Raw genomic sequence first — 14,959 nt, forward strand, 5'->3', positions numbered from 1 at the left:
AAACCTACACCACATGAGGGCCAGACATGGCTGTAGAAATTCTCTACCGTAGCACACGTGATTTGGAGACTACTTTTTTGGACAGGAAACTTGCTGACGCCCATGACCATATGCTTGAGCTTAGTGAGTCACTGACCCAGCTTCTATTAAAAAATGTTCCTGGTATCTCTGAGGACATTGCTGAGGAAGCGAGTATCTTCATGGCTAAGAATCGAGCTATATTTGCCGTCGCATTTAAAAATAATATTTCGGCTCTTGACGAACTAAATACTAAAAAATAACAAAACTACCGCCGTCGTAACCCCTGCCCTGCCGGCAGACGCCGGTTCGAGCGCGGGAGGATGAGTGTCAGCACGCTGCAGACTCCCGAGGCTCGTTTAGGAGCAACTGTTCATGCCCGTAATATCAGCCGCAACTGTCATCATGCTACCGTACCAGCGACGACAACCTAGCGAACCTTCATTTCGTAAAGATTACCTACTGCTGCGATAGTAAAATTCCGATGGCCGCGAGCAACCGATTGCACGAGACCTGCGGCGCCAGTGACCAGCTACTCTTGTTCAGCCTTCACTAAGGTTCCGGCTCTCATTGCCATCATCATGCCACTCTGAAATTAGACACTCCCAAGAAGCACTGCATCTGATACTGCGGATAGGCTGGCAAAGAAGACTAAAACAGGAATGGCAAGGCAATTACAATCTAGACAAGCAATAGTATCTTTAAATACGCATAAAACATATGCAATAGCACCAAAGCCTGCCAGCGCCCTATAATAAAATATTCATTAATAGAGTCATAGGTAATTTTAAACGCGAACTACACCATAAGTTTACTGTCACCGACACCCTCGGCACATTCAATTTTTTGCTACAAACGCAGCGTTTCCCGGCCTAATCTACCTGTCAGCCGTGACCATCATCAAGCGCGGGATACCATAGAACCCCCTATGCTCAGGTGAGTAAGCCTACACAGATGTCAGAAAGCTTGCAGTCATATTACAAATTTGTAGGATTTCGCCAAATCCATTTACTTCACGTTAAAATTCACAGCCATAAACTGACCATTAGGTGTTCTTAATATTAGAGACTTACTGAGTACCGGGCACTACTTCGACCTACCTTTGCAAACCACAGCGATGTTATTGGTGTCCTAGCCAAACGTCTAACCCCCTCACCTCTTGAGATCAATTATGCGCGTACTAGTTGTGGAAGACGAAATAAAGACTGCTGAATATCTTCAGCAGGGCCTCTCCGAAAGCGGGTATGTCGTTGATATAGCGCATAATGGTGTTGACGCCCTACACTTATTTAGTCACAACACCTACTCGCTAGTTCTTTTGGATGTGAACCTACCTGGCATTGATGGCTGGGATCTTCTCCAAACAATCAGACATACGAGCCGTGTTCGCATCATCATGCTGACCGCTCGCGGCCGTATCAATGACAAACTCAAGGGCCTAGATGGCGGGGCAGATGATTACCTCGTTAAGCCGTTCGAGTTTCCAGAGCTGCTCGCCCGTATTCGATCGCTGCAGCGACGCGGCGATGAACTCGTAGAAAAGACCACACTCAAGATCGGCGACCTGGAATTGGACTCTGAACGTCACCGGGTGTTCCGGGGGGGAACACGGATTGACCTCACCACGAAGGAGTTTGCCTTGTTGCGCTTGCTGATGAGCCGTACAGGCGAAGCACTGACACGCTCACAAATTATCTCGCTGGTCTGGGACATGAATTTCGATTGTGACACCAACGTCATTGATGTCGCTATCAGGCGCCTGCGCTCGAAGATCGATGATCCATTTGAAACCAAACTCATTCATACGCTGCGAGGCGTTGGGTACATTTTTGAGGTGCGTGCATGAGGCCATTCAGCCTGGCCGTAAAGCTTGGACTTAAAGTTGGGTTGATGAGCGCGACCTTGTTGCTGATGTTTGCCACCTTCGGCTACCTGATGGTGGGCCAAGCTCTTGAAAGGACGGCACGAAGTGATCTCGTCGTCAAAATGAGCGGGATGGCTCACAATCTGTCCAGCATTACGGACATTTCCGGCGTTACCGCGGACGCACATCAGCTTGTCGACCTGGTCATGGGCCATAACAACCTGTACGTGAGCATTTTCCAGTCGGCACACAGTCAGACCCCGCTACTCACGATTGGGTCCAAGCAGGTCAACCAAGAGGTACACCAGTTCCGCGCCACTGTACAAATGGAAGAATATGAGTGGCGCGACTCGCTGGACAGACCGATGCTGAGCACGTCGCGCATCATGCAATTAGGAAATGGCAGAGAGGTAAGCGTCTACATGACCATGGACCAGAGCTCCAACAAGGCTCTGCTAAAAGCGTTGTTGACCTGGGCTCTAATGGTATCCCCCCTCCTCCTTGCGCTAATCCTCGTCATCGGTTGGTGGACCGTCCGCCGCGGCTTATTGCCACTGACTAAGTTCTTGAAAGTTGCATCAAAGATCTCCACCGAAAGTCTTGAACATCGACTCCCAACCAATGGTATGCCGGCAGAACTGAAGGAGCTGGCTGACGGGATCAATATCATGCTCGCTCGCTTGGATGATGGCGTGCAGCAGCTCTCGCAGTTTTCTGACGATCTTGCACACGAGCTCCGGGCCCCCCTTTCTAACCTGATGGGCAAGGCCCAGGTAGCGCTGACCAGGGATAGATCACCTGAAGAATACCGTGACGTGCTCGAATCCTGCACTGAGGAACTGGACCGTATGAGCCGTATGGTTTCAGACATGCTCTTCCTAGCCCAGGTCAGCCATCCCGCTTCCTTGGTCGATTTCGAGGCCATTGTGTTGGTGGACGAAGTTCAGCGGGTATGCGACCTTTTCAGCATCACGGCTGAGGAAAGTGAAGTCGAACTGCAGATCTCTGGCTGCGCCGACGTAGTGCAAGGGAACAGGCTGATGATTCAGCGTGCAGTCTCGAACCTTCTTTCCAACGCGATTAGATACTGCCCAAGTGGAAGAACAGTCTTTGTCAGAGTCCATAGAGGACCGAGCGGCGTTACACTGAGCGTAGGCAATCCTGGCCGTGGAATCCCGAAAGAACACCTGCCACATCTGTTCGAACGCTTTTATCGAGTAGACAAAAGCCGTGCAAGGAGCGAAGGCGGCACAGGGCTAGGCTTAGCCATTGTCCAATCAATCATGTGCCTGCACCACGGCGTGGCAGATGTAGAAGTTATCGATGAGAATTTCACATGGTTCCATCTGAGCTTTCCGGATGACCATACGAGACATAACGCCAGCGGGGTCATTTAAGTACCAACGACTCAATTTAGAATTTAACTCAGTTATACACCTTGTAGAAGAGAGGGTCTGTCAATAAGCTGGCCTCTCTCATTCAGCAAAGATCCTTAATTCTCCATTTTTCGCGGAACCATGGAGACGCAAAAAATTTCCCCATAAGTGCAAAAACTTATATACGCTCATTTTCTCTTGAGCGCTGACGACATCCTAGCTATTGACCAAATACATCGCCGGGCGAACACATATCAGCGCCAAAATTAATAATTCAGTCGGCACCGTCAACACATACTTTTTAGCATAAGCAGACATACGCTTCAGACCAGTAGAAACTTACTGATTGGTTGATGATAAGCAGCGAGTAGCTCGAAAATCAGCGGTTTAATTACCTCATCATCAACGAGCAAAGCAAAAGAGTGCGTTTCTGTCGGCGCCCCAACAACACCGAGATAGACACCGCGCGCATGAATTTAAGGGCTAAAGACTGCGTACCGCTCCGAAACATGACGGAATTGTAATTATTGACTCATCATGGCGTTAGCTTCTCGTTCCTAAACTGCTAAGCAACAAAGGCAGCCGCACTGGCCAGCCTGCTAGTAGGTACAGAGGCTCATTATGAGATTTGTAAAATTTATCGCTGTTGGTAGCTTGCTTCTTGGTCTCATGGGCACTGCTTATGCTGAGGGAGGCTTCGAGCGAGCGAAGAGCTTCACCGAAGACTTCCGAGCAGAACAGGCCCGTCTCTGGGGCGATCAGTCGAAAAAAAAGAATGGGCAAGACGCACAGCAACAGAAAGAACCTGAAAAACGCCAGGAAAAGTCCGACAACTAATCGGAATGGAGCCAGACTCCTAATGACAATATTGACGAGCAAAAAGCCAGGTAGTTGCCTGGCTTTTTAATTCTAATTTAGTTTATCTTTTCTAGCAGGGTCAGACTTGGCCTCTCCAGCCAAGCCGCCCGTCTCAAACTTAATGTTATGCCATTTACACAACAGAAGCTGAATAGTGATTTTGCTGTAACTCACATCAGCGTACAGTCTGGGCCAGATAAGACATAACATCATACGACCACCCTGTAGAGTCCTTGATGCTCTCGGAGTTATCGTTACGGTAGAACTCCGACGAGTACGAGTGACGTCCTAGACAGATGGCTGGTGCTGGTTGATCGAACATCAAGCCAAGCCTATACAGTGTCATACTGGTTCTGAGGCAAGCTTCAATAATTCCCACAGAGATGATGCTCCGCCCCACTGCTGGGTAACGCCACAGCACTGCTCCCCGCCGCGAATAGTAGGTACAAACCAAGCTGAATCGAATTGGTACCATACGGTTTCCGGGCCATCAGACCGATCCCCCATAACTCTTTACTTTGGCAGGGTGAACGAAAACTCCCTACACAGTTCCAAATCCTGAACTGATTAGCTTCGGCCTATCCATCCAGGTCAACGCGCTGCAAAAGAGCTCAAGAAAGCGTGACCCGCATCGTTAAAATCGATTTCAAATAAAAAATGCCAGGCACTGCCTGGCATTTTTGAGTTCGTATTTTTTGCAATCAAAGATAACCTACTTATTATTGATACAGGTAGCAAACATTGAGTATCGAAAAGTCTTTAGTGTACCCATGGAGTCTTCGAAGGTCATGAGCCTTGGGTAGACTGAGCAGTTTCGAGGGTCTTGAGACTGCCGTACAAACTTAGCCACGTCGATCTTCATACCGTATTTGTAGTCTTGAATATCCGGCATTGGTTTACCATTTTTCTCGGCGTAGGCAGCTACGGCCTTCTGATGCTCCTGAATGAACTGCAGCTGACGTTTCTCGGAATAAGTATTGGCTTGCGCAGTCACCGAGAAGATAACCAGCGCCGCAGTGACAATAAGCTTTTTCATAATGCTCTCTTAAATTAACCATCTCGAGAGTACCTTAGCAATACGTTGGCATCACCGACATGACAAAAAACTTACAATTTTGAAAGGTAATGCCATTCACTTAGTTCTAATCAAGTAGAAAAAGCCCACAACAAGTGTTGTGGGCTATTCAGTGCGAATCGTCAATTTGTGACTTTAAGTAAACAGCATTGCGCTCAAGAGCAGTTTTTTACTTACGCAAAAATAGCGCTGTGAACTTAACGCGTGCGATGGGCCAAGCGGTAGAGCAATGGCAGAACCAACAGCGTCAGCGCCGTTGAGGACAGGATTCCACCAATCACCACCGTCGCCAGAGGCCGCTGAACTTCCGCACCCGTGCCAATGGCAGTAGCCATCGGAATAAAGCCCAGAGACGCCACCAAGGCAGTCATCAGTACAGGTCTCAGACGAGTCAATGCGCCTTCGCGAATGGCCTCATCCAGCCCCATGCCGTTCTCACGCAAACTACGAATGAAGGAAATCATGACCAGGCCGTTGAGTACCGCCACACCCGACAACGCAATGAAGCCCACCCCTGCAGAGATCGAGAGCGGAATATCACGCATCCACAACGCCATTATCCCGCCTGTCAGTGCGAAGGGCACGCCGGTGAATACCAGCAGGCCATCTTTGACATTGCCGAACATCATGAACAGCAGCGTGAACACAAGCAACAGCGATACTGGCACGACAATCTGCAGGCGCTTGGCCGCTGACTGAAGCTGCTCGAAGGTGCCACCCCAAGTAGTCCAATAGCCTGCAGGGACACTCACCGCCTCAGCGATTTTGCTCTCAGCCTCGGCGACAAAAGAGCCGATATCACGGCCGCGAACGTTCGCGGTAACCACCACGCGGCGCTTGCCACTTTCACGGCTGATTTGGTTCGGACCTGGTGCGAAAACCACACTCGCCACATCAGCCAAACGCACAAACCCTGGACCGTCTAAAACATCGCCATTGGCCAGGCGAATAGGCAACTGCTGGATTTTGTCGACGTCATTGCGCCACTCATCGGCCAGGCGAACCTGGATATCGAAGCGCCGGTCACCTTCAAACAGCGCTCCAGCTTCGCGCCCACCGATGGCGGTGGAAATGGCGTCCTGAATCTCCGATACATTCAAACCAAATCGCGCGGCTTTCTCACGGTCGATTTGTATGCTGAGCATCGGTAGGCCAGTGGTCTGCTCAACCTTCACATCGGCTGCACCCGGAATACCCTCCAGCACCTCAGCGATTTGCTCGGCGGTCTCGTTCATCACGTCCATGTCGTCGCCAAACACTTTCACCGCGACGTCACTGCGCACGCCGGAGATCAGTTCATTGAAACGCATCTGGATGGGCTGGGTAAATTCGTAGTTGTTGCCGGAAACCTGTTCGACCGCTTCCTGCATCGCCGCAACCAGATCGGCTTTGCTGCGATCAGGATCCGGCCACAGCTCGCGCGGTTTGAGCATGACAAAGTTGTCCGCCACGTTCGGTGGCATTGGATCGGTCGCGATTTCAGCAGTTCCCAGCTTGGCGAACACCGTATCAACCTCGGCAAAGGATTTGACCCTTTGTTCAAGCTGCACCTGCATGTCAATCGCTTGCGAGAGGCTGGTGCCTGGAATGCGAAGAGCATGCAGCGCGATATCGCCTTCATCAAGACTCGGCACGAACTCACTACCCATCCGCGAAGCAACCAAGCCTGAAAGCACCATGATGACTGCTGCAATGGTCAACACCAGCGGCTTGCTTACCATGACCCAATCCAGCAACGGCGCGTAGCCTTGCTTGACCCAAATCATCAAGCGGTTTTCTTTCTCGCTGACGTTGCCATTGAGGAACAGCGCAACAGCCGCCGGGACGAACGTCACCGAGAGGATCATAGCCCCCAACAGTGCAGTCACCACGGTAAACGCCATCGGGTGGAACATTTTGCCTTCCACACCAGTCAACGCAAAGATCGGGAGGTACACCACCATGATGATCAGTTGACCGAACAGCAGCGGACGACGCGCTTCCTTCGAGGCAGCGAACACCTCATGGAAACGCTCGTTACGGGTCAGTGCTCGACCCGCGGCGGCTTGGGCGTGGGCCAGTCGCCGCACGCAGTTCTCAACGATCACCACGGCACCATCGATGATGATACCGAAGTCGAGCGCACCGAGACTCATCAGGTTCGCGCTGACCTTGTTGCTGACCATGCCCGTGAAGGTGAACAGCATCGACAGCGGGATCACCATTGCGGTGATCAGGGCAGCACGGATGTTGCCTAGGAACAGGAACAGGATCGCTATAACCAGCAGGGCACCTTCGATCAGGTTCTTCTTCACCGTACTAATGGCTTTGTCAACCAATACGGTGCGGTCATAGACCGTCTTCGCCATGACCCCTTTCGGCAGGTTGCGATTGATCTCGCTCAGGCGCTGGTCGACAGCCTGCGATACATAGCGACTGTTCTCACCAATCAACATGAACGCCGTGCCGAGCACCACCTCCTGACCGTTTTCAGTTGCGGCACCGGTACGCAGCTCCTTACCCAGGCCCACCTCAGCCACATCACCGATACGGACAGGAACGCCATCGGTGTTCTTGATGATTATGTTGGCGATGTCTGCAATATTGCCAACTTGCCCTGGAGCTCGGATCAGGTACTGCTCGCCGCTGCGTTCGATGTAGCCCGCACCGACGTTGGCATTGTTGCTTTCCAACGCAACCACAATGTCCTGCAGGCTGACGCCATGGGCTACCAAGAGCTCCGGCTTGGGTGAAACCTGGAACTCCTTGGCATAGCCGCCAATGGTGTTGATCTCAGTAACACCTTTGACAGTTCGTAGCTGCGGCTTGACGATCCAGTCCTGAATCTCACGCAGATCCATCGGCGTGTAGGCGCTGCCATCCGCTTTTTTCGCGCCTTCTTGCGCCTCAACGGTCCACATGTAGATCTCACCCAGGCCAGAGGCAATGGGTCCCATGCTCGGTGATAGATCCCTGGGAAGATTGCCACGGGCTTCTTGTATCCGCTCATTCACCAACTGACGAGCGAAGTAGATGTCCGTACCGTCTTCAAAGATGACAGTGACCTGCGAAAGCCCATAGCGCGAGATGGAGCGCGTCTCCTGCAGGTTGGGGAGCCCCGCCATGACCGTCTCAATCGGGAAAGTCACACGTTGTTCGGTCTCCAGCGGCGAATATCCCTTGGCCTCGGTATTGATCTGAACCTGCACGTTGGTGATATCGGGAACCGCATCAATCGGCAGTTTCTGGTAGCTGTAAACACCCAACGCTGCCATGCCGAGAATAGCCAGCAAAACCAGCCAGCGCTGATCGATGGCGAAGCGAATTAATCGTTCGTACATGTAAATTTCCCCTAAAGCGCAGCATCACCGCGCTCTCCAGTACGGATGCGCAATGCGTCAGTCAAAGGGGATACGGCGACGATTCCGTCACCGGGTACACCTGTGTGGGCAGCCTTCTCTATGGCCTTGACGATCTCATCGGCAACATCGTCGGAACAAAACGCTAGCAGCACGAGATGCTGATGGGCGTCGGGGTTCCACTCGTCTGCGATGTAACTGTGATCTTTACCATGGCCACGCGGGTGACCATAAGCAGGCAGGATGGTAAACCCAGGCAGATGCGGCAATGCGTGCAACGCTTGCTCGACGGCCTCAAGCCGAACCGGGCGAAAAATGGCAGTAACTTGTTTCATAGCTCAACTCCGAATTAGTGGTCATGGCTCGCGCCGGCTTTGCCTAGCTCAGCTTTGATCAGAAAACTGTTCTTCAGTGCGTAACGATCACCCACCTTCAGACCCGAGATAACTTCTACGAAGCGTCCGTCGGACTTGCCAAGTTCAACAGGCCGAGCTTCCAACTGGTTATCGAAGCGGCCGAATACCACCTGCCAGTCTCGAACGGTCTGGATCGCCTCGACCGCCACAGCAACGGGAACATCGCTCTCCGCAGCAACCACCTCGACGGTCACCGGCAAACCGGGACGCCATACCCGATCTGGATTAGCAAGAACGATGCGAGCCGTTGCGGAGCGGGTTTGTGCCCCAACCAGAGCGCTGACATACGAAATGGTACCCTCCGCCTTGGCTACGAATGCACTGGAGCTCACTACAACTTTTTGCCCTTCGGCGATTACGCCCAGGTCCTTTGCCGCGATGGTGGAATCCACCCACACAGTCGACAAATCCGAAACGGTAAAGACCGCAGAGTCCTCTTTGAGAACTTCACCAACCGATATGCTTTTGCTGGTTATCACGCCATCAATAGGAGAGCGAATCTCGAACTCGGTGAGGTTCTGGCCTTTGGCTGGAGTACCGCCCAGCGAGGCGATTTGTTGCTGGACGCGCTGCACCGCGATAGCGGCTTCCTGCATGGCAACCTGCGCCTGTAGGAAGTCCTGTTCGGCAGAAATTTTCTCTTCCCACAATTGCTTTTCACGCGAGTAGGTCGTGCGGGCAAGCGCCGAACGCTGCTGTGCAGCAAGCAGCTCGCCACGCAGTTCGGCAAGCGCTTGGCTGGATATCTTGGCCAGCACCTGGCCCTTGCGGACCGTATCGCCAGCACTAACTGCCACCGAATCGACCCGACCGGCAAGTTGCGGGGTCACCTGAACCGTACGGTCGCCGTTATAGCGAACCTCACCGAGCACCTGCAGCGTGGAAGCAATTTTCGCGGGACCAGCAGTGGCGAGCGTGACGCCACCCTGCTCAAGCTGCACATCCGTCATGGTCACGCGGGCCTCAACCTGCTCGTAACCAAACGAGTAACTTTTGCCTTTGTGCTTGGCGCTGATGGAAACCTGGAAAGAATGAGGCTCTACGACAACGGCATCGCCACGAAGATAGTCATTCTCTTTGCTGAAGCTGATGAGTTGTGGAGCCTGACCAAGACGCGACAAAGTCACTTGCGCAGTACTGGCAGCTGGGTCTAGAAGCTTTCCGTCCAGGTAGGTATAGAGCCGGAACTGAGGCTCTACGCCTTCCTCAAAAATCGTCACTTCAAGCGCGTAATTACCCTCAGTGAAAAGCTTGCCGCCATGCTCGCCCTTGGTGGCCTCTTCGATCTCATGATGCTCTTCATCTGCATGTTCGTCGGCATCTTCATGCACCTCCGCCGAAGCTTCGCCGTGGTGCTCGGGATCTGAGTGAGCTGACGCTTCCTCATGACTTTCACCATGACCATGGCCTTTTTCCCCGGACTGACCCGGGTTTCCACTTAGAATTAGACCCGCCGCGGCCAAACCGATTACGACAACGGCCGCAATCATCAGCCGCTGCTTTCGGGGAGTTGTTGATGCCATTGGTAACTCCAAATTATCAAAAATATTGAACTTGACTCATGTCCCGAAGGTGACAAAACACACTCGATAAACATGAAGTTGTTCTGTAACCAGGCGAGGCGTCATGCCGTATGCCCGAGTTGCTCAGCCTTCGCACACAGCCCTGCTAATCTCGCGGCGCGCTTCATTGGTGCCCGACTCAATGATTGCCGCATGACGAAGAAAATGTCTGGCAGGCTCAACGAACGCCGGCATCCGAACCGACGTAGCCGTAAACCCGTTCCACCTGAGCACGCGCATTGGTTGCCGCAGCCAACGAGTCGAGGTACTGGCCACGAGAAACGATCAAGGTGCGCTGGGCATCCAGTACCTCGATGAAACCGAATTTGCCCATCTCGAATCCGCGAGTGGCGGTATCCACAGCTTGTTGGGCAGAGGGCAGGATGGTCTGGTCATAGGACTCAACTTCCTGCATGGCGGTAGCCCACTGGTTCAAAGCAGTTTGAGTTTCGCTACGCAACCTCAACTCCACAGCATTACGTTGATCACGGGCCTGATCAGCCCGGCGAGCAGCAGAAAGGATGTTGCCCTGGTTACGGTCGAACAGCGGAAGTGGCATCGATAATCCAACTAAATTGACTCTTTCCCGTTCTGAACGGTCGTACTGGCTACCAATGCTAACTGTCAGGTTCGGAATACGCTGGGCCTTCTCCGAGCCGAGCGAAGCGTCATTTTGGTCGATTTTCGCCACGGCCTGACGCATCTCAGGAGTTTGATCCAACCTGGCCAACAACTCCGCTGGCCGTGGCGGTGTGCCCGGAGACAAGGTGGGTGACTCAAGGCGGTCGAAGACCGTAACTGCGCTGCCAGTGATCTGAGCCAACTGCTGATATGCCGTAGATTTCTCCGTTTCGGCACGACGCACCTGCAGCTTGGCCTCGGCTAACTGCACTTGAGCTCGTGTAGCCTCTACCGGTGAGGATTTACCCGCCCGCACGCGGCCATCCACGATACGCAGTCCGCGCTCGGTCAAGTCAAGAGACTGCTTGGCCAGGTCGAGCCCCGTCTGGGCTCGCAGGGCTGCGTAGAACGCTTGCACAACATCGGCTCGCAGACCGTTCACACGACGCTCCAGCTCCATCTGTGCGATCCCCTGGCCGAGCGTAGCAACTTCGATTCTGGCGGCCCGTTTTCCACCAAGTTCCAAGGGTTGGGCAATCGATACGGAGGTGGTACTGGTGTCTCGCTGGGTGTCTTCAACCTCGTATGAAATCTCCGGGTTAGGGATGAGACCAGCCTGCTTACGAGCCCCGTCGGCAATGCCAATTTCCTGCCGTGCAGCGGCCATATCAGGGTTGGAATCCATCGCAGTGGAAAGTGCTTGGGAGAGGTTAATGCTTTGCCCAGCGAGTGCTGCAGGTGTAATCAGGCCCGTAATTAGCGCACAGAGCGCAAGTAGCCTCCAAGGAGACTGTGAGGTCTTTAACAAGACATTTCTATTGTACCGGGGCACTTTCATGATCCTCGTGCGCAAACTTCGATAAAGCTTGGCGAGAATGCAGAAATAGCTGCCAAGCCCCACTGGATTAGGTGATGGCACTCTAATCAGCGATAGCTATCAGAGGGGTGGCTGGAAAATTACAATTTCGTAATAAATCGAAGCTTTGCCCGTAAACCTTGTAGAAACTGCGTATCCAATGGGGTTTAAGGAAGGGCTGTACATGGCAGCGCGAGCACCCTATACAGTGAATAACAACAACATGACAAAATTGTAATTATCTTATCACCCTCCCGTTATCTTCCGCCTGTAAGTATTGCGCAAGGCGCTTCGCTACGCGCGCCGCCGGGTCAGAACAATCACCTAAACACCCGAGTCGGACAATCATAATAAAAGCTGCCGCAATCGAAGGAGCATTGAATGAGAAGTAAATTGTCGCTTTACCTGGCCGCATGTTCTGCGCTCGCCGGCAGTTATGCAGTTACAGCCCAGGCAGAGGAAAAAGCAGAAGGTTTTATTGAGGGCAGCAGCCTCACCGTTTTGAACCGAAACTTCTATTTCAATCGTGATAACCGTGACAGCTCCGCCCCCACTTACAACAGTGGCAAGGGCAACACGAACGGCTACTCCGAAGCATGGGCTCATGCAATCATCACCAATTTTAATTCGGGCTTTACCCAAGGCACCGTTGGTTTTGGCATAGATGCCTTCGCAATGATCGGCCTCAAGCTTGACACCGGTGACGGCCGAAATGGCGGCCGCAGCTCCTTTGACGTACTCCCGGTCAACAGCGAGGGCGAAGCGCGCGATGAATACACCAAGCTGGGTGGCGCCGCTAAAGTTCGATTCTTGGACACCGTGGTGAAAGTCGGGGACGTGTTCCCTCTCACTCCGGTGGTTGCTTTCGGCGATTCACGCCTGCTGCCGGAAAGCTTCCGCGGCGTTACTGCCGAGAACACTAGCTTTGAGGGCCTCACCATCCAGGCCGGTCGTCTGCATTCGATGAGCCAGCCAGTCTCTAGCGATATGCGCGATAAGTTTGCGACCTTCTATGGTGGCCCAGTTGACTCACCTTGGGTTGGATACGGCGGTGCTGACTATGACGTCAACGAGAATATCAGCGTGAGCCTCTATGCCAGCCGCCTGAAGGACGTCTGGAACCAGTATTATGCTGGTTCCAGCTTCAGCTACCCCCTCAATGACGACGTCGCGCTGATTGGTGGCCTGAACTACTACCGTGCGCTCGATGAAGGCAAACAGTTGCTGGGCGATTTCGACAACAGCATCTGGAGCGCTAAGGTCGGCGTTCGCTTCGGCGGCCATACGCTGGCTCTTTCTCATCAGCGCAACAACGGCGACGATGACTTCGACTATCTGCGCCAGTCTGACTCCATCTTCCTCGATAACTCAATCCAGTACAGCGACTTCAACTCGCCGAATGAGCGCTCGTGGATGCTACGCTACGACCTGAACATGACCAGCTACGGTATCCCTGGTCTTTCGTTCATGACTCGCTATGGCAAGGGCACTGACGCCGACTACTCCAACGCTAACCAGTTTTACATGCGGACCGATGATAACGGCAATCCACTTACCGACCAGAAGCGATGGGAACGTGACATCGAAGTCAAGTACGTAGTGCAGACTGGGACCGCCAAAGACCTTTCTTTCCGGGTACGCCAGGCTAACACTCGCGCCACGGCATTTGAATCGGACCTAGATGAGGTCCGCCTGATCGTCGAATACCCACTCTCTATTCTGTAAATACCTCATAGGATCAGTGATCCCTGAGCACTAATTCTATTAGGCCGTTGAGCACCACTCGTTCCACTAATTCACCTTAAGAAGCTTAATTGCTCCTTTGGTTAGAGGTGAATATTTGGCGCCCTCTGGGCGCCTTTTTTTTCGTGGTTAAAATTCGAGAAGCCGTCCAACTTTCACCATCACATGACGATGCAACTCGTGGCTGCACCAATGTTCCGCCTCCTCATCGAGTGAGGTCTCTTTGTAATCAGACCTCAACGCACCCAACACAAAAACCAGAAATAAAAAATACTTCATACTGTCATGCTGCGAACCATAATAGCGGCTGATATCACCTCCAAGCCAAGCTGCGACACAATATATCGCCAGGCTATCAGCCATATTACCAATAAATTACAAATGCGTTATTTAGACCCTGAGTGCCAAAAATTGATTTACTATTTTACTAAATACTACCGGCGCACAGGCGCTATTTAATTGCTCAGCGATATCGAGACAAAACCCCATGCGAATTCTGGTAATTGAGGACGAGGTAAAAACAGCGGAGTACGTGCGACAAGGGCTTACGGAAAGTGGTTATGTTGTAGATTTCGTGCACAACGGCCCTGATGGCCTCTTCCTAGCCAAGCAGCATGAATACGAACTTATCATCCTCGATATTAACTTGCCAGAGATGGATGGTTGGCAAGTGCTCGAGCTGCTACGGCGAAAAAACTGCCCTTCGCGCATTATGATGCTGACCGCAAGAAGTCGCCTTGCAGATAAAGTCAGAGGATTGGAAAATGGTGCGGATGACTACTTGGTCAAGCCGTTTGAGTTTCCGGAGCTCTTAGCCCGCGTACGAGCCTTGATGCGTAGAGCGGATCATCCTGCCTCGGTTGAGATCATTCAAGTAGCAGATCTGGAGCTGGACCAGAGCCGCCATAGAGCCTTCCGAGACGGCCAACGTATTGATTTAACTACGAAAGAGTTTGCTCTGCTGCATTACCTGATGCGCAACTCCGGCGTGGTCTTAAGTCGCACACAAATAATCTCGCAGGTATGGGACATGAACTTCGACTGCGACACGAATGTAGTGGAGGTCTCAATTCGCAGACTCCGAGCCAAAATAGATGACCCCTTTGAAACCAAGCTCATCCATACACTGAGAGGTGTAGGATACGTGCTAGATAAACGTTGAAAACTTACACCACAAACCATACGCCACCCTTAGCACACTAAAAACCCCGTCAAAGCGGGATTTATTTAGC

Annotated in this window: 11 protein-coding genes; 6 read left to right on the top strand and 5 right to left on the bottom strand. The window is 52.4% G+C overall.

The genetic code is table 11. The features are described 5' to 3' along the window. The first annotated feature begins 26 nt into the window (after positions 1 to 26). From PSAKL28_RS22175 to PSAKL28_RS22190, 4 genes are all read left to right on the top strand, one after another. A complete protein-coding gene (locus PSAKL28_RS22175; protein ID WP_038614569.1) occupies positions 27 to 281 on the top strand; it encodes a YebG family protein in 255 nt (84 codons plus the stop codon). A gap of 908 nt (positions 282 to 1,189) precedes the next feature. Beyond that, complete coding sequence (locus PSAKL28_RS22180; RefSeq protein WP_038614571.1) at positions 1,190 to 1,864, top strand: heavy metal response regulator transcription factor; 675 nt, start codon at positions 1,190 to 1,192, stop codon at positions 1,862 to 1,864. Then, positions 1,861 to 3,279 (top strand): heavy metal sensor histidine kinase, encoded by a 1,419-nt coding sequence (locus PSAKL28_RS22185; protein ID WP_038614572.1) that lies wholly within the window; start codon positions 1,861 to 1,863, stop codon positions 3,277 to 3,279. Before PSAKL28_RS22180 ends, PSAKL28_RS22185 begins: the two co-directional genes overlap by 4 nt. A 600-nt stretch (positions 3,280 to 3,879) precedes the next feature. Further along, the gene (locus PSAKL28_RS22190) at positions 3,880 to 4,095 is read left to right on the top strand and encodes a hypothetical protein (protein WP_038614573.1); all 216 of its coding nucleotides are present in this window, start codon (positions 3,880 to 3,882) and stop codon (positions 4,093 to 4,095) included. A gap of 733 nt (positions 4,096 to 4,828) precedes the next feature. Here PSAKL28_RS22190 and PSAKL28_RS22195 read toward each other — a convergent pair. The 5 genes from PSAKL28_RS22195 to PSAKL28_RS22215 all read right to left on the bottom strand — a co-directional run bounded on the left by PSAKL28_RS22195 (position 4,829) and on the right by PSAKL28_RS22215 (position 11,966). Beyond that, positions 4,829 to 5,152 (bottom strand): DUF2790 domain-containing protein, encoded by a 324-nt coding sequence (locus PSAKL28_RS22195; RefSeq protein WP_038614574.1) that lies wholly within the window; start codon positions 5,150 to 5,152, stop codon positions 4,829 to 4,831. Positions 5,153 to 5,388: 236 nt separating this feature from the next. Beyond that, positions 5,389 to 8,511 carry an efflux RND transporter permease subunit gene (locus tag PSAKL28_RS22200; protein WP_038614575.1) on the bottom strand — a complete coding sequence of 1,041 codons (3,123 nt, stop codon included), beginning with the start codon at positions 8,509 to 8,511 and terminating at the stop codon, positions 5,389 to 5,391. Positions 8,512 to 8,522: 11 nt separating this feature from the next. Beyond that, positions 8,523 to 8,864 (bottom strand): P-II family nitrogen regulator, encoded by a 342-nt coding sequence (locus PSAKL28_RS22205; RefSeq protein ID WP_038614576.1) that lies wholly within the window; start codon positions 8,862 to 8,864, stop codon positions 8,523 to 8,525. Between the two features lie 14 nt (positions 8,865 to 8,878). After that, positions 8,879 to 10,468 carry an efflux RND transporter periplasmic adaptor subunit gene (locus PSAKL28_RS22210; RefSeq protein WP_038614578.1) on the bottom strand — a complete coding sequence of 530 codons (1,590 nt, stop codon included), beginning with the start codon at positions 10,466 to 10,468 and terminating at the stop codon, positions 8,879 to 8,881. Positions 10,469 to 10,685: 217 nt separating this feature from the next. Then, positions 10,686 to 11,966 carry a TolC family protein gene (locus tag PSAKL28_RS22215; RefSeq protein ID WP_084589138.1) on the bottom strand — a complete coding sequence of 427 codons (1,281 nt, stop codon included), beginning with the start codon at positions 11,964 to 11,966 and terminating at the stop codon, positions 10,686 to 10,688. 399 nt (positions 11,967 to 12,365) lie between these two features. Here PSAKL28_RS22215 and PSAKL28_RS22220 point away from each other — a divergent pair, with 399 nt between their 5' ends. Then, positions 12,366 to 13,709 carry an OprD family porin gene (locus PSAKL28_RS22220; protein WP_038614579.1) on the top strand — a complete coding sequence of 448 codons (1,344 nt, stop codon included), beginning with the start codon at positions 12,366 to 12,368 and terminating at the stop codon, positions 13,707 to 13,709. Between the two features lie 505 nt (positions 13,710 to 14,214). Next, entirely contained in the window at positions 14,215 to 14,889 is a 675-nt protein-coding gene (locus PSAKL28_RS22225; RefSeq protein WP_038614581.1) for a heavy metal response regulator transcription factor, read from the top strand. Positions 14,890 to 14,959: the final 70 nt, after the last annotated feature.

Source organism: Pseudomonas alkylphenolica (assembly GCF_000746525.1).
GTDB lineage: Bacteria > Pseudomonadota > Gammaproteobacteria > Pseudomonadales > Pseudomonadaceae > Aquipseudomonas > Aquipseudomonas alkylphenolica.